The organism is Schleiferilactobacillus harbinensis DSM 16991 (genome assembly GCF_000425885.1).
Taxonomy (GTDB): domain Bacteria; phylum Bacillota; class Bacilli; order Lactobacillales; family Lactobacillaceae; genus Schleiferilactobacillus; species Schleiferilactobacillus harbinensis.
Genome location: NZ_KE384471.1, coordinates 139,699 through 160,562, shown reverse-complemented (window position 1 = coordinate 160,562; position 20,864 = coordinate 139,699). Strand labels below are relative to the sequence as shown.

Here is a 20,864-nt window from a genome sequence, read left to right as displayed (position 1 = left end):
AAACTGCCTTCTGGCGTCACACCGATCATGCATTCCGATCAAGGCTGGCAATACCAAACCCGTGAATACCAGATCCGGTTACACGCCATGGGAATCGTTCCAAGCATGTCCCGCAAAGGCAACTGTCATGACAATGCCCCAATGGAAAGTTTCTTCAACCTGCTTAAGCGTGAACGTCTCAATCGACAACCGATTAAGGATATTAAGGAGCTGAAACAAATCGTGACGCATTACGCCAGATGGTTTAATCATGATCGAATTTCACTGAACAAAAACGGCCTGACCCCGATTGAATATCGGAATCAAACCGCTGCGTAATTAATTTCCAAACTGTCTAACTTTTTTGTTGCACTTCAAAATTCCGTGGCAATGTGGGTGTTTTTGGCGAAGACCCGGTCCCAAATGGCAAACATTTCCTGCACTTTGGGCAGGTCTTGGATCAGTGACAGCTTGAAGGCCCCGGTGTTGTCGTTCAGCGGATGGTTGAGCGAAACCCGCTGGAGCACGACATGCAAATAGATGCGGATCGACTGCCGCGTATTTTGGGGCAATCGGCCGGTGACTTCTTCTTGAAAGTCATGGATAAATTCCTCAATTTGCGGATTGTTGGCATTGGTCAAGCGGGCATCATGTCCGTTGACGACACTGAACAACTGGTAATAAAAGTGGCGAATATCCAATTCTCGGCCTTGCAAACGATTATTGCGAATCACCAAATGGAACTCTGCCAAATACTCGTTCAAGCGAGTCACGTGGCGGAACAAAGTGGATGAACTCATCAATAAGGCCCGCTGCAGGGCGGTCATGGTGAACTCGTTGTGCCAGAAAATGTAGATCAATATCTGGTACGCAGAACTGTCTCGAATCAGCATGTTCGTCACGTCATCAAGGGTGGGCAGGTTGATCAGGTCGAGAATATACTCGGCTTCCGGCGACCCTAAGTGGAATGGGGCGTTAGGGAAAAGGTTATTCAGCTGATCCCCGAGGATCGCCATGTGGTCGGCAATTAAGCGCGGATCCACCTGCAGATCAGTGGCCATTTGTTTGCGGGTGGCATGGCCGTTATGGGTGTATAGGTATTGAACGAAAGTAAGATCTTGGCGCACGCGCGGTTCCAAGAAATCTTCTTTTTCCATGATAAGTCAGTCCCCCTAGTTGGCGCAGCCCGTTCCCCGAACGGACTGCGTCTCTTTTCACTATCTTTCGTATTGATTATAGTGGGAAATGGGAATTAAAAAAACCAATCAGCCTCACAAACTGCAAAAATTTGTGAAGTGATTGGTTTAGTTGCGTAAAAGGAAGCTTAAAAGCACTACTTAAACAAGTTCACGATCTGGTTCCAGACGTTCTGGAAGAACTGACCGATGGCGTCCAAGACCTTTTGCAGCAGGTTCCGGTTCTCCTGAGTATTCAGCTTATCAAAGATACCCTTGGCATTGCTTTGAATATCGTTCATGACCTTGCTGGCCTGTTCCTTGAAGCTGCTGCTGTTCAGGGCACCGGAATTACGGATCTCCACCAGAATGTTGATGATCTGCTGCTTCTGGTTATTGTTGATGATGGTGCCCAGATTGTTCTTGTTCAGCTGGTTATTGACGATGGTGGTGATGTCGCCAGTAGAAATGCTGGTTCCTTTTTGCGCCATTTCTTCCTTAGCACCGGCCACGGCATTGTTCAACTGGGCATCGGAGTATCCGTCCTTACCCTTGTTGGCCTGGTTGATGTCGTTCAGGGTACTCATTTCGTTCTGAGCGGCAGTGACCTGTTTCTGGTTCAACGCATCGCCGTTTTGGGCAAAGGCGGCGTAAACGCCGGCCAGGGCGCCAGAACCGTCAATGGGCACGGCCGAAGTGACGTAGATATTGGCATCCGTCACGCCGGCGGTCAGCGCGGCGTTTTTATACTGATCCGCGGTGATCTGGGTAATGTTGTTCTTGCCGTTATAGGGCAGGATCTGAACGTTGATACCGCTGCCGCTGCTGGTCTTTTGAACGGCGGCACTGGACCAGACGCCGGAACTGCTGGTGAAGGATGAACCGCTGGGGTTCAGGTATTTGACCAGGGTATCTCCGGTGACGGTGATCGTGTTATAGCTGGCCCCATTCAGCGGGGCGGTTAAGGTACTGATGGTGCCGCTCTTTTGACTATCCGTTAGACTGGTGCCCAGGGTAACAATGGGCTGGCTCCAGTTATCCGCGGCGTGGGCTGGGGTGGACAGGAGCAGCGCGCCAGCCACGGCGGTGATCAAAATCGCTAGAAAACGAAATAACTTGCGCATGATTTCTTTCCTCACTTCTCGATGATGTAGGTCCAGTATACCAGCGAACGCCCGCTGCGGAGTTCCGTAACGGGCGTTCTTAAGGTCTGCATAAGCAAAATCAGTCTTCCGACCGAGTTAACTGACCCACGAGCGCATTGACCAAAGCGTCGGTTTCTTTCAAGGTGACGTCGTTCACGTCGGGCCGGGGACTGGCAGTTGTCAGCCAGTGCAGGCCTTCGGTGGGGACACCGTAGAGGTAGACGTTGGCCAACGGATCGCCGGCGGCAGTGATCAAGGCGTCGGTTTGACGATCCACGCTGATTGCCCCGGTGGGCTGGACTTGATCGTTGAGATGCAGCGTGTGGGGCTGAAGCAGGCCGTTTTTATTCAGGCTCTGAATCAGCGGATTGTCCGCGGTGGGATAATTGACGGCTGGCAGCCGCGCTTCGATCAGACTGCTGGCCCGATATTGGCGGGCGGGGTATTTCATGGAGCGGACTGTGAAACCCAGCGGCTCTGTCTCAACCGTCATGGCCGGACCCACCAGGGTCACGATACCGGCGGAAACCAGGGCGGCCAGTTCTTGGATGCGGTGCGCCGGCGGACCGATGGACAGGAAATCATTGATTGGCTGGAATTCCTTTAAGAAAATCTGCCAATAGTCCGTATCGCTGAGCAGCCCCTTTTCCACCACCTGACGAATCGGGTCGCGCATGTCCCGGAAGACTTCCAAGGCACTGGTCAGGGGGCCGGTCTTGGTCCCCCGGGCGGCTTCGGTGTAATCTCGGGTTAAGTAATCTTGAATGTAGCGGGGGAAACTGGCGGCGTCCGTATTTTGGGCGGGGTTGATCAAACTCGGCCAATCCCAGAGCTGAGCGGCTGGGACGCCGAACTGGTTGGCACTGCGGGTCGGATGGGCCGTGGCGCGCATAGCCGCCTGCAGCTGGGCCAAGTCAATGGCCGGATACTGTTCTTGCACCAGCAAGCTGTAGTAGACGTACTCCACTTCGGCTTGCAGCAGATGCCAGAAAGTCAATCCGGAGACGTGCCCGGCCGCCTGCCATTCGGCCAATTTGGCCGGGGTCAGAAATTGCGGCACGTCCTCTTCGCCATCAGCCTTTTGGTTGTAACCTTTGGCCCGGTACGGGAAGCCGCCGCGGGAGCTGGCGTAAATATGCGGTTCGTTGCCGGCGGGCCGATAGGTCAAGCGGCCGTCTTTATCGGCGGCGAACGTGCCGCCCCGGCCGGTCGTTAAAAGGGTGACGTAGTCAAAAAAGCTCAGCCCCAGCCCGCGCAGAATGACCCGTTCGCCATTTTTGTTATTGACTTCGATTTTTTTGAGCAGCGGCGCCGCGTCGGCTGGGTTGCGCTGCGGGATATACAACAGATCGTTTTGGACCGCATGGCGGGCAAACTTTTCCTGTTCATCCGTCAGCTTGTTTTCGCTGTAGCCCAGAGCCATGACGACCCCATTGACGGTGGTATGTTGGCGGCCCGCCGTGAGCCGCACCGCGGTGGGGCTTTGCCACTGGAGATCGGTGACCTGGGCGGGTTGGAAGGTGATGTCGGCGTCGGCCGCCTGACCGCGGACGAACTCGTAGAACCACTGGTTATAGGCACCGTATAATGCGCGGGTGGCATAGCCGCGTTCGGACAGTTGGGCCGCTTCCCGGCGCAGGGCCTGGGTCGTGGACCAGGTCTGTTTGGGCAGCCAGTCCGGGGCCACCTGTTTGCTCCACTCGTAGAGGTTGGGTCCAGTGGTGAGGGGACCGCCGCTCAAAGTCACGGAAGCATCCGTGAACAGGGTGATCTGAATGGGGATGGTATTCATGATCAAGGCCAGCGGCTGTTCCGGCTGCCAAACCATGCCGCCGATACCGGCTGGATCGTATAATGTGACCGAAAGCGGGAAATGATCCCGGTTATGCCGGGCGACCAGACGCTCCAGGGTCATTAACCCCCGGGGGCCGGCCCCGATAATTGCGATTTTCATGATGATTGCTCCTTCTTGAACTCGTTAGTCTATATAGTAGCATGTTCAGTCAATAATAAGCGTCAGCGTGCTCGCCCGGCATGATGGTATAATTAACCGGAAGAATTTTACTCGATCATTACAGGAGGGCCATATGCCAAAAGTATTAGCCGTGAATGCCGGCAGTTCTACGTTGAAATTTCAAGTTATCGCCATGCCTGAAGAGACGCTCCTCGCGTCCGGCGGTATCGATCGGGCCAGCAGTCCGGATGCCGTTTTGACGATCAAAGATGCCCAGGGTCAGACCCATGAGAGCCGCGCGCACTTAGAGAATATTGACCACGCGGTGGACACACTGCTCACCACCCTGGTCGCCCAGGGGGTGCTGACCAGTCCCGACGAATTGGCCGGCATTGGTCACCGGGTCGTGGCCGGCGGCGAGAAATTTGCCGCGCCGACGCTGGTGACGCCCCAGGTCTTAAAGGACATTGCCGCATTAGCCGAATACGCACCGCTGCATAACCCTAGCGAAGCAGCTTATATTGAAGCCTTTGCCCGCCGGCTGCCCCAGACGCCGGCCGTCGCGGTGTTCGACACAGCGTTCCACCAAACTATGCCCAAAGTCAATTATCTCTACAGTATTCCGATGACTTACTATCGCCAGTTTGGTGCCCGCCGTTACGGTGCCCATGGCACCAGTCATGCTTATGTGGCCCACGAGGCGGCTAAGCTGCTGCACCGGGACTTGGCGAGTTTGAGGCTGGTCACCCTGCATCTGGGCAATGGGGCCTCCGCCGCGGCTATTCAGCGCGGCGCGTCCCTTGATACATCCATGGGCTTCACGCCGCTGGCCGGCTTGACCATGGGCACCCGCAGCGGGGATATTGATGTCTCCCTGGTGGCTTATTTAGCCAACAAGACCCATCAATCCTTCGCCGATATGGTCCAAATATTGAACGACAAATCGGGGATGCTGGGATTGACGGGTCTCTCATCTGATTTCCGGGACATTGACGCGGCCGCCCAAGCAGGCAATGAACGGGCCATCTTGGGTGAAAAAGTCTTCATTAACCGGGTCGTGAAATACATTGGCGCCTATACCGCCGAAATGGGCGGCCTGGATGCCATTGTCTTCACCGGCGGCGTTGGGGAGCATCGCGGCTCCTTGCGCCATGGCGTTTTACAGCAATTAGCCTACATGGGGATCGTGGAAGATCCAGCCCAAGTCAACGCCCAGGCCACGGCTTTTCTCACGACGCCGGCGTCGGCTGTGCAGGCCCTGGTTGTGACGACGAACGAAGAAGTGATGATTGCGCGCTCGGTAATGCAGGTGACTGCTCACTAGGCACATACTGCGCCAAGAAGCGCTTGACCCGGGCGGCGTATTCCTGCGGAGCCGTCGCAAACGAGTTGGCGTGGGTCGCTCCGGGTACCAGCCACATGTCCTTGGGCGCTGAGGTGGCATTGAAACAGTCAATACACATGGACGTGGGCACGTAGGTGTCAGCGGTGCCGTGAATGAAGAAAATCGGCCGGGTATTCTTCTTCAACTGACTGATACTGGTCACACTGTCCGCCAGCGACAACCCCAGGGTGATTCGATTGATACCGCTGATGATCGGCCAAAACGGCCATTTAGGCAGGTGGAACTGGGAGCGCATCTGGTAGGTCAGTTCCTCTTCCACAGACGAATAGCCGCAGTCTTCAATGATTGCTTTGACTTGGTGCGGTAATTCCTCGCCGCTGACCATCATGACGGTGGCCCCGCCCATGGAGATGCCGAAGAGGACGATCTCGCAGTCCGGTCCCAACCGGCCGATGACTTGGTTGATCCAGTCCAGGTAATCCAAGCGGTCCAGCAGACCAAAGTTGATGTACTTGCCGGCGGAACCGCCATGGGACCGGTTATCCGGCATCAAGACATTGTAGCCGTCCTCCCAGAATAACCGAGCACTGGCGGCCATCTTCCGTGCCTGGCCTTTGTAGCCATGGGAAATGATGACGGCCTTCTTTGACGGCTGCGCGGCTGGTAAATAAAAGGCTTGAATTTCCTGATCCGGGTCATCATGGTTCAGCCACCATTTTTCTTTGGGGGTGTTCAAGAACCATTGATCAGCGTCATAATAGGGTGAATCCGGCGGTAACGGCGTCGTCATGACGGTTTTATCCGCCCGCTTGAAGGCATATTGATATAACAAGGCGGAAATGACAGCGGTCGTGGTCGTGAGCACCACCGGCGCGCCGACTTGAAGCATTTTTTTCATGGTTGGCATCGAAAGACCTCCTTTAGAAGATAACGTGGATGAGCGAGCCGATGGCGAGCACTAATATGGCGACCGTACTCAGCACCAGCCCCACCGTAATGACGAAGGGGCTGAGCAGTAAGGTGGCAATGGCCAAGATGACTGCAGTGCCGGCCCAGACCAGCACCGCGGTGACCACTGACCACGCGCCGAACCAAAGCCAGCTGGCCCACCACAACAGGAGGGCGATCAATCCGCCGAAGAGTATCCAGTAGCGCAGCCAGTAGCCCACCCCGTGGGTCGAATCCGCGTCTATTGTCCATTTTGCCATAACCGTCACCATTCCTTCACTGACATTAATAAACCTAACACTAATTTTAACACGGTGCGCCAACGCATCGAAATACGCAGAAAGGACCACGTTATGCTGTTCTTTATTGGTAATGAAACCCCTAGTACCACCGATACGTTTATCCCCCAGAGCGTGGACCTCGCGCTCAGTTTGGCGGCCCGCGGGGTGGCCGCGCGGGTCCTGACTTTGAATTATGATCGGATGCAGGCGCGCACACCGGTCAGCGGCGACGCGGCCGCACTGTGCCTGAATCTGTGGGACGAATTGCAGAAAGTCGGGCAGCAGACCAAGCGGACCTTGACGTTTCGGGATCTGCACCTGGGTAATAAACAGGATTGGCAGATCAATTTGGCGACCCAGGAATATACCGTGGCCGGCCAGCGCTGGGCGGTTGTACACACGATTGCGGATTCGCCCCAACTGGATTATGTCGATTATTATGGCGGGACGGACGAGGTACGCAAGCGGGATTTCTACGACCGTCGCGGCTTTCTGTCCGTCAGTCAGTATTTGAATCCGGCCGGCGAAGTGCAGCAGGAGATCTATTGGGATGTCCATGGCCAGGCGGTCCTGGAGCATTTCTTTGAACCGGTTGCCCATCAAGCACCCCGGGGCGGGATGGTGCTGCTGCCGCATTTTGGCGGTAAGCAGATGATCTTTCCAGCTATGGCAGCGGCGCTGGGCGCTTTGGCCCAAGCGGCGGTGGTGGAAACGCATCAGGCCGGGGCGGCGACAATGGTCGCGCAAGACACCCCCGCGGTCTTGGCAGCAGTCGCCCAGATGAGCCTGCCGCGGGTCTACGTCTTTTCCCACCATAGCAATCTCACCCAAACGGTGGAGACCAATGCGCTGTGGGACCATGTGCAGACTTTGTTCAGTCAATTTGCCGGGGTGATCGTGCCCGACCAGCTGCTGGCCACAAAATGGGCGGCCCGGACCGGACAAACCATGACGGTGGCCCAGTTTCCCAAACATGCCATTTTTCCCACTGAGGCGGTACTGCCGCTGCCCAAGCGCACGCCGGCTTCGGTACTCGCTTTCTTGGATGATGACCCCCAAGGCAGCGGGCTGAAGGCTTTGATGACCTTGTTCACCACGCTGCGCCAAACAGTCCCCAATGTCCGGCTGACGATCTACCAGCCGCATTTGGGCAGTACGCCGCTGCCCACCGCCAGTAATGAGCAGGGCGGCAGTGTCCAGTTTATTAGTACGGCGGCGCAATGGACCGCTGCTTTGGCCAGCCATCAGGTCTACGTCAGTGTCGCTGATTTTCCGGCGGCGGCGATGATGATCAGTGCGTTGGCCCACGGCCTGGCCGTCGTGGCCGCCACAGACCACGCCGGGGCCGTCACCCCCTTTGTCCGGCCGGGAGAAAACGGCGCCATCGTGCCTGCGGCGAATACCCAGCAGTTCGCGACCGAAATCAAAACGCTCCTAGGGCATAAAAAAAGTTTAAACACGGCCCAGAAAACGTCTTTGGCCCTGGCCCAAGGGTATACTGAGGACGCTGTCATCAGTTCATGGCAAGCTATCGACAAAGCAGGTGAGGACGACGGAAATCAATAACCCCCAGTGGCCGTATCGCCACCCGTGGCTTTTTACGCTGATCTTTTTCGTTGGCTTCATGGCGCTGACCGTGCTGATCAGCTGGATCCTGCACCAGCCGCTGACGGGGCTGTTTATTAAACAGCCGGCGGTCAATGCCCTGTACATGACCTTAGTGATCACGCTGTCAGTGCTCCTGCCGCTGCCGAAGTGGTCAACGAACGAACGCTTTTTGCTGTATTCGGCCATTTTCTGGATAATCATTTTGATCGACGCCTATGCCTTAGAGGGCAATCGGTTCTATTGGTCGGGCTTTGGGACGTTAGCGCTGATTTCCCTGCTGCCGGGATTTGTGGCTTCATTTGTCGTGGGCAACCACATGCAGCGCCGCTTGGCAAAAGAAAAGGCCGCTTCCCAGCAGCCTGATGACCCGAAAAAAGAGACTCATTCTAAATAATGATGCTTGAGATCGGCGAGATCCTGATCGGATAATCGCAGGGCATCCCGCCAAAAAGCAGCGAAACTGCCGTAGACGGTGTCAATTGCCTGGAAGATACCCGGCATCGCGTCGCTTTCGCCCATCATCAAGTTCATCTTGTTGATGCGTTCGTCGACATGGGGATCTTGCAGATATTTAGCGATGGCCGCATCGCTCATGCCGCCCAGCACCAGGTTTGTCAGCAGGTAGTCCTGGGTAATCAGCTCATCTGAGACGCCCAGGGCCTTTTCAATCAAACCAGCACCCATGCCGGTGCGGTCTTTGCCCGCGGCACAATGAAAGACGACACTGTGCCCCGGTGTCGTATTGGCCAGCATTTGCTGGAACATGAAAGAATACGCATGCTGACTGAAAGGATCCAAAATGATCTGCTGGTACAGACCGGCCAAGCCGGGCGCGTAATCGAAGTCCGCCGCGCGGCTTCTTTCGCTGTGGTTGAAGAAATTCTTCACCCGCTGCCAGGCGCTGTCCTGGTCGCCGGCAGTCATAGCGTAGACCGGATCATGGTAGTAGTGAACGCGGCCGGGTAATTGATCTGGGGCCATGATGGTTTCACTCTTGGAGCGGAAGTCAATGACGACCCGCACCCCATAGTCCCATAGTTGGGCCTTGCCCTGTTCGGTCACACCGCTCAGGCTGCCCGAGCGCAGAATTTGTTTGGGGACGATGCGGTGCCCGTCCGCGGTCGGGATGCCCCCCAGCTCCCGCAGATTGACACTTCCTGCCACCGGGACGACCCGATTTGTTAACTCAGTCATTTCGCTCAACTCCTTTTTGTCTACACCCCCATTATACCGTGCGCGGTAAGCGGTGACAGACCCGCAGCGCTTCGTCTGGTATAATAATCCCGATGATCAACGAAAGGTGGAATTTTTTTGGAACCGCTCATATCCATAATCGTCCCCGCATATAATCTGGAGGGCCTGCTGAACCGCAGTGTGCAGGCCTTGCTGCAACAAACGTACCGGAATATTGAGGTGCTCATCGTGGACGATGGCTCCACCGACGAAACGTACCGTATTGCCCAGGAGTTCGCCCAACTGGATTCCCGGGTACGGGCGTTGCAGATGCCGAGCAACGTGGGCATTTCGAAGACGCGTAATGCCGGTATGGCAGAAGCCCGGGGGGAGTTTTTGACTTTTTCTGACGGTGACGATTGGACTGAACCGACTCAGATGGCGTGGTACATGGATCGGTTTGCGAAGTACCCCCAGGCCGCGATGGTCGCCTGCGGATTTGTCATTGAGCCCAGCGGCAAGCGGAATCAGTCGCGTAAGCGGGGGATGGTGGATCAGAAAGAAATGCTGTCTCTGGTCAGCCGGCCCAGCGGCCCGGTGCGCGGGTATACGTGGAATAAGTGTTACCGGACGGCCATTATCAAGAAACATCACCTGACCTTTGATGATGATGTGAAGTTGATGGAGGACGCGCTGTTTAATACGCGGTATATCATGCATGGGCAGCACTATTACATTGAGAACACGCCGTTGTATCATTACGTGCAGCGCGACGGGAGTGCGATTCATACGGGTGTAACGGTGACGAAGAAGGCGCGGGATATTATGGTGGTGAATGCCCGGATGCAGCATATTATTGCGGCGGGGCGGGAACGGCAGAGTAAGAAGTCGAAGCAGTCGATTTCGGATTGAAAGTTGGTGTTCTGCTGCCGTGCCAATGCTTCGCAAGCTGCGGCAAAATTGGGCTGGCGACGCGCAGCAAGTGCGAAGCCGAAGGCGTAGCTAGTGGTGACGGCGGTTTGAGCCCGCTGAGGACCGCGGTCTCAAACACGCCTAACCACATCGGCGGCAAGCCGCCGTGTGGTTTCCACCACTGAGCCCATTTTGCCTCCGCTTGCTACGCATTGGCACTAGTTGCGTCATCCTGCATTTTGTAGAAGGAGGGATACCTATGGATGTGGAAAAATATATCAAAGCCCATATGTACGGCACGCCGTCGGTGAATCCTGATGACAAGCGGGAGTTTATGGGCAACTTTCGGGAAAATGTGGCGTTGGCGTTGACGGTGGGCCAGGTCGTTGGGGCGGTGCCGGTGGCGTTGGTGCAGCGGACGATGGCGGCTTATCCGACGGGGCATATTTATATTAATGGCCGGTTGGGGTCGACGGTCCAGCATCAGCTGCTGCACTTGGCACTGGCGGCGGATTATCCCTTTACTTTGATTACCCAGGCGGGAGTGCGGGTGCACCAATCAGCCTTGCAGGATGGGGATATGGCGGTGGTGATTGCAGATCCCCGGGAGCCGATCAAGCGGCGGCTGGTGATCTAGTCGTCATTCGGTGAAATCTTGATACGCAGCAGTTTGTACTGACTGCCGCTAAGATGGCGCATCTGAATATGTGCCCCCTTGTAACGTCCCAGATTACCGTAGTGATAACCGCGGCCGATATCATCACTGAAATTCACCACTCTGATGTGGTGATGCCGGTATGGTTTTAAGCAACGGTAGGTGTACGTATCGGCCCCGCGGCTAACTTTAATCAATTCTTTGGGTGACTGCTCATTGAGTATCTGGTTGAGCTGTTTGCTGGCTGCCACCTGGGGGTCAATTATCGGTGCCGCTAAATCGTGAACGACGCTGGAAATTGTCCACCCGCAAAACAGAACGAAGAGGATCGCCGCCAGCGCGGCCCATGCCCAGCGCCAGCGGTACAGGAGATAACTAATTTTGTAAAAGAATGCACCCATGTTGAATTCTGCCTCCTCAGGACAACAAAAACGCTCTCTGTGGTCTAGGTTATGACCAAGAGAGCGTTTTGCTGATTATTCAGGTGATTCTTTAGAGAATCTTGTTAATGGTCCAATTCCTGGGACAGCTTAATCACTTGATCCACGACACTGCCCAGATACTGAATGGTATTGTGCAACGGCGCGTCTGTGGTGATATCGACCCCGGCTACTTTGGCCGAGTCGATTGGGTCTTTGCTGTCGCCTAAGGTGAGGAAGTCCAGCCAGTTTTGCACTGCGCCGGGCTGGTTATCGCGAATGCGCAGGAAGGCTTGGGTGGATACAGTGAGGCTGGCGGAATACGTGTAGGAATACAGGCCCATGTAATAGTGGGACTGGCGCATCCAGGTCAGGTCGCTGTTGTCATCCAGCTGGAGGGCATCGCCCCAGAAGCGCTTGAACACGGTGCGGGTGATGGCGTTCAAATCCTTGGCATCGAACGCTTCGCCGCGATCGACCATGGCGTATACTTCCCGCTGATAGGCGGCTTCCAGCAAGTGGGTAATGAAGTTGTGGAAGTAGGTGTTGGTCAGCAGCTTGGTATAAGCAAAACGCTGCATCCGCGGATCGTCCGTACCCTTGATCAAGCTGTTCGTCAGCAAGAGTTCATTGAACGTCGAGGGGGCTTCAATGATGTAGCCGGAAGGCGTGAACGCCAGCGGACCATGTTTCTCGGCGGACAAGATGCCTTGGCCAGCGTGGCCGAGTTCGTGGACCAGCGTATACACATCGGCCAGTTCATGGGTCCAGGACATCAGGATATACGGATGGACGCGATAGGGTTGGGCACAAAAGCCGCCGGTTTCTTTACTCTGGTTACCAACAAAGTCCACCCAGCGTTCGGGATAAGCGTGCATGATTATGTCATGGTACGGCTGGCCTAGTTGGGCGACGGCTTTGCTGATGTAGTCTTTGGACTGATCGATGGACACGCTGGGGGCAAAGTCCGGGTCCAGGTCGATCAGCCGATCGGCGAAGGTCATCTGGTCTAAGCCGCGTTTCTTTTGCAGGTGTTTGACGTATTTCTGCATGATTGGGCCGAACTCATTGGTGATCAAATCGATTTGGCGGTCAAACATGCTCCGGGGCACTTCTTGGTCGTAGACGAGGTAATCGACAACGCTATCAAAGCCGCGCAGGGTGGCGAGCCGTTTCTCTTTCATCACCTGGGCATAATAATTTGCTGCTACCGTATTCTGATACTGGGCCAGGACGTGGGAGAAAGCCGCAAAGGCCGCCCGGCGGACTTTGGTGTCCGGACTGTAAGCATACAGATCCTCATACATCGTGAAGGACAGCGGGTAGGTCTTGCCGGCCACTGTGAAGTCTGGAAAATGCATGTCGGCGGAGCGGGTCTGGCCATAAATGGTCGCAAAGGCGTCCAGCGTTGGTTCTAGTTGCGCCAGGGCTGCTTCAGTGGCGGGGGCCAGCCGAATTTTCTTATCCCGGCGAATATGCCGGACCAAGGGGGCATAATCTGCATTGGCTGCAGCAATTTGATCCAGCGCAGCATCGCTCAATTCAGACAGCGCACTGATGAAGAAAGTTAAGCCGGTATTCGCCTGGGTCAACACATCCTCGGCTTTGACGCTTAAGGCCCGGTAATGGGCATTGGTCAGATCCGTGGATTGGGGCAGAAAAGCATAGGTGCCCAAGTGGTCCTGCATTTCTTGAATCTTGGCATACGCGGGCAAAGCTTTGAGGGCACTCGCCGCATCCGTGATTTGGCCAGTGTAATCGGCGATAAATTGCTTAGTCAAGGCAGCAAATTCTTGCAGCGCTTGGTTAAAGGCGTCTTCTGTGGGATACAGCGCGGTGAGGTCCCAGGTGTATTGTTGGGGCACGTCTTGGCGCCGGAGCAGGGCAGTCGGTTCAGTCATCGAATCATCCTTCCAAAATGTGATTGCTCTCACTGTACCACAATTTTGTTTCTCATTGGGCAGATGGTCGCCAACGCCGGCGATTTCCATTATAATAGGACCAGACATGGAAAATTTGGAGGCTGACATGGTTAAGAACGGTAATGTACCAGAATTGAAGTTGTTCGCGCTGAACGGCAATCCTTCTTTGGCCCAACGTATTGCAGACGCGGTCGGGTTACCCTTGAGCGGCGCAACGATCAAGCATTTCAGTGATGGTGAAATTCAGGTCAACATTGATCAGAGTGTTCGGGGCGATGACACCTATGTGATTCAGTCCGTGGCCGATCCGGTCAACGAGAACTTCATGGAATTGATGATCATGATTGACGCGCTGCGCCGGGCCAGTGCCCGGACGATCAATGTCGTCCTGCCCTATTACGGCTACTCCCGGGCAGACCGCAAGACCCGTTCGCGGGAACCGATCACGGCCAAGCTGGTTTCCAACTTGATCGAGATGGATGGGGCTACCCGGATCGTTGCGCTGGATCTGCATGCAGAACAGATTCAAGGGTTCTTTGATATCCCCGTGGATCACCTGCAGGCCATTCCGCTGATCGCCACTTATTTCTTGAAGCAGAACCTCTGTGAGAATAAGGATGACCTGGTCGTGGTTGCGCCGGATCACTCGACGACGAAGCGGGCCCGGGCTTTGGCCGAATACTTTGGGGCGCCCATCGCCATTGTGGATAAGCGGGACGAAACGGATACGACCATTGACCCGATGGACATTATCGGGGATGTCAAAGGCAAAACAGCCATTATTGTTGATGACATGATCGATACCGGCACGCGTTTGGCAGCCTCCGCCTATTCATTGCAGGCGGCCGGCGCCACCCGGATTTTGGCCGGCATCACCCATGCCGTATTCTCTGCCGGAGCGGTGGACAAGATCGAGGCTGCACCGTTGGAACAAATCGTCTTCACCGATACCATTCAATTACCCAAGGATAAAGTGCGGGACAAGTTCGTGCAGTTGTCGGTGGGCCCGCTCATTGGCCAAGCTATCCGCATGATTTTCCAAAATCAATCGGTGGATGAGTTGTATGATGCGCGCAGTGCTCAGGATATGTTCATGATCAATGATCTGAGCAAGGACACCGCGGTGGAACAAGAAGACCGCTAATTAAACACAAAAAAGGGATCAGCGCCGTCTAGCAAACGCTGGTCCCTTTTAGTATGCCTGAGACTCACCAGGCCACACTCATCTGAGAATTTTCAAAATGGGGCTGCTCGATTTCATCCAGCATCGCAATGGCATAGTCAGCCATGGAGATCGCCGATTTCCCATTTTTATCCCGCAGCAGGATGCCCGGGCTGCTCTGGTAGTGGCCTGTGCGATCGCCATCCGGCAGGAAGTACTCCGCCGGACTGACGTAAGTCCAGTGCAATCCGGGGGCTAAATCCAGCACTTGGGTGCTGCGGGCCATGTACATGGAGGTGGGATAGAAGCTTTCGGGGAACCCAGGTGTTTCATAAAAGCGGATCGTTTTTTGGGCATCAGTGAAGCTGCTGCCGGCCCCGCCCACGACCAGCAAGCGAACCGGCTTATTTTTCAACAAGTTGGCTAAGGATTCTACCGACGTGACGTAGTCCCGCTCCTGACCACGGGGGGCCCGGAAGGCCGAAACCAAGACGTCCAGGTTTTCGATATCCCGGGGCGCCAGCGCATAGAGATCCGCTTGGACCATCTTCAGTCGAGGATCGTGGGCCAGCGTCATGTGGCGCACAAAGCCCGTCACCTGATGCCCCTGGTTCAAAGCTTCCGCCGTAATGAGTTTGCCCACTCGGCCAGTAGCGCCAATGACACCAATTTTCATGATGAAAACCGTCCTTTCGTTACGATTTCTGTTCACCCGGCTGCAGCGCGGCCAAGTGGGTGAGAAACGCGCCCAAAGCCTTACCGCTGATGGCGGCGCGGACCTTGTCGGTGAAGTCCAAGGCGAATAAGCGATCCGCCGCGATGATCTGGTCCACCAGCACCTGGGGCAGTTCCCGATACAGCGAATAATGGCGGCGCTCGGTATTGTCTTCGTGGAAGAAATGAACGTGATAGACGTCGTCATCCGTGAATCGGTAGGCGCGGATCTGCACCGGAATGACCCCAGCGGTATTGCCTCGGTCCACAAATTGGCTGACGGTTTCGGTACTGCCCAGATCCACTGGCCGCTTCAATTCAGTGAAGACGGCACGGCCGACGGCATTGGCCAGAATCGGGGTGCCAGCACCTTCACCGCCGGGCCAGATGGCCTCTTCGGGAGTGGCTAAAAACGCCTTGCCGGCGTCCTCCGCCTGCCACGTGAGTGTATTCTGCCCAATCGTCAGCACAATTTGACTGCCTTGAATGACAATATCCACGGCCACGTCTTTACCATTGGTTGTTTGTAAATTGTAAACTGTCATGGCTAAACCTGCTTTCTATCCCGCCAAGGGTGTTCGTCCGGACTGTCCCACAACTTAACGCCACGCAATTTTTGGTAATACATAATCACTAAGCACATTCCGCAGAATGATGAACAAGAGAGGAACCGAAACCGCCAGTGGGATCCAGAGCAGCAGACTGCCGGTGTCCCAGATGGAGACCAGGGAGAAGAACGATTGGCCCACGGGGAAGAGGAAGATACAGGCAAAGGCAGCCACCAGGACACTGATCAGCAGGATCTTGAGCCGATCAAACGGTTGGGAAACGGCAGCCAAAGCGGTGAAGCCGACCAGCCCCGTGAGCAGGACGGTCAAAGTCCCCGTGGTATCCATATTCAACCCGAGCAGACCACGCATCCAGCTCATTAGCAGAGCATAGAAGACAACGCTGAGGGCCCCCGGAGCAGCGGTGATCATCACGTTCTCGTAGAACTTCCGGGCAATGGGCCGATAATCCGGCTGCAGAGCTAGGAAGAAAGTCGGGATGCCCACCGTCAAGGCAGAGATCGGGGTGAGTTGGATGGGAATGAACGGATATTCCAAACTGAAGATCACACTGATCAGCGACAATGCGATGGAATAAATTGTCTTGACCAGAAACAGAGAGGCAACCCGCTCAATATTGTTGATGACCCGGCGGCCTTCGTTCAAGACGAAGATCATCGCGTCGAAGTCGGCATCCAACAGCACAAAGTCGGCAATCTCCTGGGCGGCTTCAGAACCGCCGGCCATCACGATGGCACAGTTGGATTCTCGCAAGGCCAGAATATCGTTGACGCCGTCGCCGGTCATCCCCACGGTGTGGTCGGCCCGTTGATAGGCCTGGACTAGACTGCGCTTCTGAGTCGGGGTGACCCGGCCAAAAACGGTATAGCGGGCGACTAAATCATCGAAGTTGGCCTGCTCGCCCACCGTGCTCATATCAATAGCCGCATCGGCGTGGGGAATGCCCGCCCGCCCGGCCACGTTGGCGACGGTCAGGGGATTGTCGCCGGAAATGACTTTAATGGTTACGCCCTGGGCGCGCAAGTAGTCAAAAGTGCCAACGGCTTCCTTGCGCAGCTCGTCGGCGATATACACCAGCCCCACCAATTGCAGGTCCGCAGGAATCTCGTCGTCGGTCATCACGATATTGCTATGGGCAACAGCGATGATTCGAAAGCCGTTCTTTGCCGCGGTCGTTATTTCCTGGGAAATATCGGCGGGCAGGGATTTGAACATAAACTCTGGTGCTCCCAAGAGCACACTGCCGTCGGCGAACGCTGCGCCGCTCCACTTGCGGGATGACGAGAAAGGGGTGACCCGGCTGGCCGCGGGCAGCTGCTGGGGTTTGGTCAGATACTGTTTCAGCGCTGTGGCCGTCTGATTGTCGTCGCCGATCGTGTAAACGGCATTGGTCAGCCACGCGCGGACTTGGTCCGTCGTTTGGCCGGCAAAGGCTTTGAGCTGAGTGACGGATAATTTGCCGGTGGTGATCGTCCCAGTCTTATCCAAGCAAAGGATGTCGACCCGGGCCAACGCTTCAATGGCGGTTAGCGAGCGGACCAGCACCCGGCGTTTGCCCAAGTTCATTGCGCCGACAGCCAGAGCAACGGAAGTTAAGAGGACCAATCCCTCGGGGATCATCCCGACCATCGCCGCGCTGGTGCGCAGAATGGAATAGTTCAGCGTGCGGCCATGCTGCCAGCTGCGGAGAAACAGCAGCAGACCCAGCGGGACCAGCGCATACGTGATGAACCGGATGATCTGGTTGATGGTATTAAGCAGCTGGCTGTTGTTGTTTTTCTTTTCCTGTTTGGCTTCCCTGGCCAGTTTGTGGACAAAACTGGCACTGCCCACAGCAGTCACTTGCACCGTGGCATTCCCACTGACCAGATAGCTGCCAGAAGTGATTGAATCGCCCGTGTTTTTCCGGATCGGCCGGGACTCGCCAGTAATCTGCGATTCGTCCACTTCGATGCCCGCAGTTGCCCGGACGATGCCGTCTACAGGGACCGCGTCGCCGCGGGTCAATTGGATCAGGTCATCTCTGACGATGACTTCCTGATCGATGGGTTGGGCTTGGCCGTCCCGGAAGACGGTGGTCGGATGCTGGGCCAGCAGAGAGACCTTGTCCACCTGGCGTTTGGCGCGGATTTCTTGAAACGTACCGATCACGGTGTTGACCACGACGACCAGCAGGAATAACAGGTTCTTGTAGGAACCAGTGCTGACGATCAAGATACCCAGCACGATGTTGATGATGTTAAACAGGGTGACGATGTTTTCCCGCAAGATCTGACCGATCGAGCGGGTCAAGGGTTTCGGCGCGATATTGCGCTGGCCCTGTTGGTTGCGTTCTTTTACTTGGGCAGTGGTTAACCCGGTGTGGAGATCTGTTGGGGTGATTTTCTCGGTTTCGGTGGCCAAGCGCCGATCACTTCCTATTCTTTTTGCTTCTTCAGCGTCTATCCCGATTTTAACACAACGCTTGGCAATACACGGTTGAATACGCTTAGCAGCGGTGGGAGAAAATGGGACTGAGACGAAGACTGTGCTCTGGCTGCCGTGCCAGAATTCAGTCTACATCCTAGTCCCATTCGTGTTTCGACCAGATTATTGTCCGTATTCGTTTAAGAAAGACGTAACCTTCCGCTGATATTCCTTCGGCTGCTTGGCCCAGGATTGGGCGTGGGCGGCACCGGGAACGACCCAGAGTTGTTTGGGTTGTTTGGCCGCTTTGTAGTTGGTGTAGACCATCTTGGTCGGGACGAAGGTGTCCTTGGCGCCGTGGATGAAGAAAATTGGGCGGGTGTTTTTCTTCAATGCAGTGGGTGCGTCGCCGTCATCAAAGTTGTAGCCGGCGCGGATTTGAGCGACGATATTCACCGTGTTGATCAGTGGGAAGGGCGGCAAGCCGAAGAGTTCTTTCAACTCGTAGGCCAGTTCATCGTGGATGGACGAATAGCCGCAGTCTTCGATGATCGCTTTGACCTGGTTGGGCAGTTTTTCGCCGCTCATGAACATCACGGTCGCACCGCCCATGGAGACGCCGAAGAGCGAAATCTTGCTTTGCTGGCCGTCCTTAGCGATTACCTGTTTGACCCACTTAATGTAATCCAGCCGGTCCGGCCAGCCATAACCGGCATAATTGCCCTGACTGGCCCCATGGCCCCGATCGTCGGGGGCGAGGACGTTGTAGCCCATGGTGTGGAACATCCGGATATAATTCGCCATATCCTCTTTCTTACCCATATACCCGTGGGCGACGACGATCGTCTTCTTCGTCGCCTTGGCTGCCGGGACATAATCCGCCACCAGTTTCAAGTTGCTGTTGGCCGCGGTTTCATGCCAAGTGAATTTCTTCGTTGCCGCTAACCAGCGTTTGTTCCGGTCCAGCACCGGGTCTTTCTTATTGCTGAGAAAGTCCTTCTTCCCCGGGACGAATCCGTAATTGTACATATACAGACTGGCGCCGGTAAGGACGACCAGGAACAGCACCACCAATATACTGATGATGACCGTGAGTTTCTTGCGTAATGACCACTTTTTACGTTTTTCTTGCATGATGTTGACCCCTTTGTTAGACTCTTTTATTCAGTCTACCAACATTCCGGCTCAGCGCAAGATTGTAAGTCTTTTTACAGTATGTTCGGCTCGAACCCGGTATAATGGAAGTAGTTTCTTTTTTTGAGAAAGGAGAAGATCCCCATGGTTGCGAAGAGCATCGTGATGTTATACGACAAGCGTCATCCTCAAGCGGATGAAGAGAAAAAGCGCACCAGTTTGGGCAAAGTGGCCGGCTTTGTCGGCCTATTGTCGAATATGCTGTTGTTTGCGATCAAGCTGGCCATTGGTCTCTTCTCAGGGTCCATCGCCATCATGGCTGATGCATTCAATAACCTGTCTGATACCGCTGGTTCCATTGTCACGCTGGTTGGTTTCCGCATGGCCGGCATGCGCGCCGACCGCGGTCATCCGTACGGTCATGAGCGGTTCGAATACATCAGCGGCATGCTGGTATCAATGTTAATGATTTTTGCCGGCTTGGACTTCGTGCAGAGTTCTATTGAAAAAATTCAAAACCCCACCGCGGACAATATTACGCTGATCGTGCTGGTGACGTTGGTCGCCTCCATCTTAATTAAATTGTGGCAAAATTTATTCTACAAAGAGATGGGTGCCACCATTGAATCCGACACACTGAAGACGACCGCCTTGGATAGTCAGACTGACGTGGTAGCGACTTTTGCCGTCCTGGTATCGGCCTGCCTGTCTCAATTTGCCCACTTGAACATTGATGGCTGGATTGGGTTGTTTGTCGCCCTGTATCTGATTTATGAAGGGGTCGACAGTATTCGCGGATCTGTGAATAACCTGGTCGGCAGCCGCCCGTCCGAAGAAGAAGTGCAGCGGTACACCGATCAGTTGTCGACTTACGATGAAATTCTCGGTTTCCATGACTTAATGATTCACCATTACGGTCCGACTCAGATCTTTGCTACTGTGCATATCGAGCTGGACAGCCGCTGGTCTTTGAACCAGGCCCACGAAACGATCGACAAGATTGAGCGGGATTTTCAGAAGGACCTGAACGTGGAGCTGGTGGCCCATATCGATCCCATCGATATTGATGACCGGCTGACGGCGGAGATGTACGAACGCCTGCAAGCCATCATCAAGTCCATCGGCGGGGGCCTGCACACCCATGATTTTCACATTGAGCATGGGCCGCACCACACCCGCATCGTCCAGTTCGATGTCGTCGTGCCGGATGACTATCCTGAGGACGACAAGACGCTGAATCTGCGAATCTTGGCAGACTTGCGCCGGTACTATCCGAATGTGACGACGGAGATCGATTTCGACCATAATTACATGGGTCATGATCATACAGTCCTATGAACGGGTGCTCATGTGCGCATATTTG

General features: G+C 55.1%; 20 protein-coding genes. 8 read left to right on the top strand and 12 right to left on the bottom strand.

Annotated features, from left to right (window positions below):
* On the top strand, positions 1 to 318 hold a 318-nt coding region (locus H627_RS0116175), incomplete at its 5' end, for an IS3 family transposase (RefSeq protein ID WP_027829401.1).
* Positions 319 to 353: 35 nt separating this feature from the next.
* On the opposite strand, the gene H627_RS0116170 is transcribed toward H627_RS0116175, so the two are convergent.
* The 3 genes from H627_RS0116170 to H627_RS0116160 all read right to left on the bottom strand — a co-directional run bounded on the left by H627_RS0116170 (position 354) and on the right by H627_RS0116160 (position 4,253).
* Positions 354 to 1,136 carry an AcpB/EbpR/MafR family transcriptional regulator gene (locus H627_RS0116170; protein WP_027829753.1) on the bottom strand — a complete coding sequence of 261 codons (783 nt, stop codon included), beginning with the start codon at positions 1,134 to 1,136 and terminating at the stop codon, positions 354 to 356.
* Between the two features lie 176 nt (positions 1,137 to 1,312).
* The gene (locus H627_RS0116165) at positions 1,313 to 2,278 is read right to left on the bottom strand and encodes a DUF1002 domain-containing protein (protein WP_027829752.1); all 966 of its coding nucleotides are present in this window, start codon (positions 2,276 to 2,278) and stop codon (positions 1,313 to 1,315) included.
* Between the two features lie 100 nt (positions 2,279 to 2,378).
* Positions 2,379 to 4,253 carry an FAD/NAD(P)-binding protein gene (locus tag H627_RS0116160; RefSeq protein ID WP_027829751.1) on the bottom strand — a complete coding sequence of 625 codons (1,875 nt, stop codon included), beginning with the start codon at positions 4,251 to 4,253 and terminating at the stop codon, positions 2,379 to 2,381.
* A gap of 133 nt (positions 4,254 to 4,386) precedes the next feature.
* On the opposite strand from H627_RS0116160, the gene H627_RS0116155 reads away from it, so the two are divergent.
* Positions 4,387 to 5,577 (top strand): acetate/propionate family kinase, encoded by a 1,191-nt coding sequence (locus tag H627_RS0116155; protein ID WP_027829750.1) that lies wholly within the window; start codon positions 4,387 to 4,389, stop codon positions 5,575 to 5,577.
* Here the strand turns inward: H627_RS0116155 and H627_RS18900 are convergent.
* On the bottom strand, positions 5,483 to 6,505 hold the full coding sequence (locus tag H627_RS18900; RefSeq protein ID WP_223849910.1) for an alpha/beta hydrolase: 1,023 nt from the start codon (positions 6,503 to 6,505) through the stop codon (positions 5,483 to 5,485). The genes H627_RS0116155 and H627_RS18900 overlap by 95 nt on opposite strands.
* A 13-nt stretch (positions 6,506 to 6,518) precedes the next feature.
* Entirely contained in the window at positions 6,519 to 6,806 is a 288-nt protein-coding gene (locus H627_RS0116145; RefSeq protein WP_027829749.1) for a hypothetical protein, read from the bottom strand.
* Positions 6,807 to 6,899: 93 nt separating this feature from the next.
* Between H627_RS0116145 and H627_RS0116140 the strand changes: the two genes are divergently transcribed.
* Positions 6,900 to 8,393, top strand: coding sequence for a glycosyltransferase (locus H627_RS0116140; protein ID WP_027829748.1), 1,494 nt, complete (start codon positions 6,900 to 6,902; stop codon positions 8,391 to 8,393).
* Positions 8,371 to 8,829 carry a hypothetical protein gene (locus tag H627_RS0116135; RefSeq protein ID WP_027829747.1) on the top strand — a complete coding sequence of 153 codons (459 nt, stop codon included), beginning with the start codon at positions 8,371 to 8,373 and terminating at the stop codon, positions 8,827 to 8,829. The genes H627_RS0116140 and H627_RS0116135 overlap by 23 nt, the downstream gene beginning before the upstream one ends.
* On the opposite strand, the gene H627_RS18895 is transcribed toward H627_RS0116135, so the two are convergent.
* Entirely contained in the window at positions 8,817 to 9,629 is an 813-nt protein-coding gene (locus H627_RS18895) for a tyrosine-protein phosphatase (protein WP_035441430.1), read from the bottom strand. The two genes, H627_RS0116135 and H627_RS18895, sit on opposite strands and share 13 nt — an antisense overlap.
* A gap of 117 nt (positions 9,630 to 9,746) precedes the next feature.
* On the opposite strand from H627_RS18895, the gene H627_RS18890 reads away from it, so the two are divergent.
* Both H627_RS18890 and H627_RS0116120 read left to right on the top strand, forming a co-directional pair.
* Positions 9,747 to 10,520 carry a glycosyltransferase family 2 protein gene (locus tag H627_RS18890; RefSeq protein ID WP_051225513.1) on the top strand — a complete coding sequence of 258 codons (774 nt, stop codon included), beginning with the start codon at positions 9,747 to 9,749 and terminating at the stop codon, positions 10,518 to 10,520.
* 259 nt (positions 10,521 to 10,779) lie between these two features.
* Entirely contained in the window at positions 10,780 to 11,157 is a 378-nt protein-coding gene (locus tag H627_RS0116120; protein WP_035441428.1) for a DUF1694 domain-containing protein, read from the top strand.
* Here the strand turns inward: H627_RS0116120 and H627_RS0116115 are convergent.
* Both H627_RS0116115 and pepF read right to left on the bottom strand, forming a co-directional pair.
* The gene (locus H627_RS0116115) at positions 11,154 to 11,576 is read right to left on the bottom strand and encodes a hypothetical protein (protein WP_027829745.1); all 423 of its coding nucleotides are present in this window, start codon (positions 11,574 to 11,576) and stop codon (positions 11,154 to 11,156) included. The genes H627_RS0116120 and H627_RS0116115 overlap by 4 nt on opposite strands.
* 104 nt (positions 11,577 to 11,680) lie before the next feature.
* Entirely contained in the window at positions 11,681 to 13,495 is a 1,815-nt protein-coding gene (pepF, locus tag H627_RS0116110; protein ID WP_027829744.1) for an oligoendopeptidase F, read from the bottom strand.
* Between the two features lie 127 nt (positions 13,496 to 13,622).
* Here pepF and H627_RS18885 point away from each other — a divergent pair, with 127 nt between their 5' ends.
* On the top strand, positions 13,623 to 14,660 hold the full coding sequence (locus H627_RS18885) for a ribose-phosphate diphosphokinase (protein WP_051225512.1): 1,038 nt from the start codon (positions 13,623 to 13,625) through the stop codon (positions 14,658 to 14,660).
* A gap of 64 nt (positions 14,661 to 14,724) precedes the next feature.
* Here the strand turns inward: H627_RS18885 and H627_RS0116100 are convergent, their stop codons facing one another.
* The 4 genes from H627_RS0116100 to H627_RS0116085 all read right to left on the bottom strand — a co-directional run bounded on the left by H627_RS0116100 (position 14,725) and on the right by H627_RS0116085 (position 19,501).
* Positions 14,725 to 15,354 carry an NAD(P)-dependent oxidoreductase gene (locus tag H627_RS0116100; protein ID WP_027829743.1) on the bottom strand — a complete coding sequence of 210 codons (630 nt, stop codon included), beginning with the start codon at positions 15,352 to 15,354 and terminating at the stop codon, positions 14,725 to 14,727.
* A 19-nt stretch (positions 15,355 to 15,373) separates the two neighbouring features.
* Entirely contained in the window at positions 15,374 to 15,937 is a 564-nt protein-coding gene (locus H627_RS0116095) for a hypothetical protein (protein ID WP_027829742.1), read from the bottom strand.
* Positions 15,938 to 15,991: 54 nt separating this feature from the next.
* Positions 15,992 to 18,364, bottom strand: coding sequence for an HAD-IC family P-type ATPase (locus H627_RS0116090; protein ID WP_226999184.1), 2,373 nt, complete (start codon positions 18,362 to 18,364; stop codon positions 15,992 to 15,994).
* A gap of 186 nt (positions 18,365 to 18,550) precedes the next feature.
* Positions 18,551 to 19,501: an alpha/beta hydrolase gene (locus tag H627_RS0116085; RefSeq protein WP_027829740.1), complete on the bottom strand. Its 951-nt coding sequence runs from the start codon at positions 19,499 to 19,501 to the stop codon at positions 18,551 to 18,553.
* A 144-nt stretch (positions 19,502 to 19,645) separates the two neighbouring features.
* Here H627_RS0116085 and H627_RS0116080 point away from each other — a divergent pair, with 144 nt between their 5' ends.
* Positions 19,646 to 20,839 (top strand): cation diffusion facilitator family transporter, encoded by a 1,194-nt coding sequence (locus H627_RS0116080; protein WP_051225511.1) that lies wholly within the window; start codon positions 19,646 to 19,648, stop codon positions 20,837 to 20,839.
* Positions 20,840 to 20,864 lie beyond the last annotated feature (25 nt).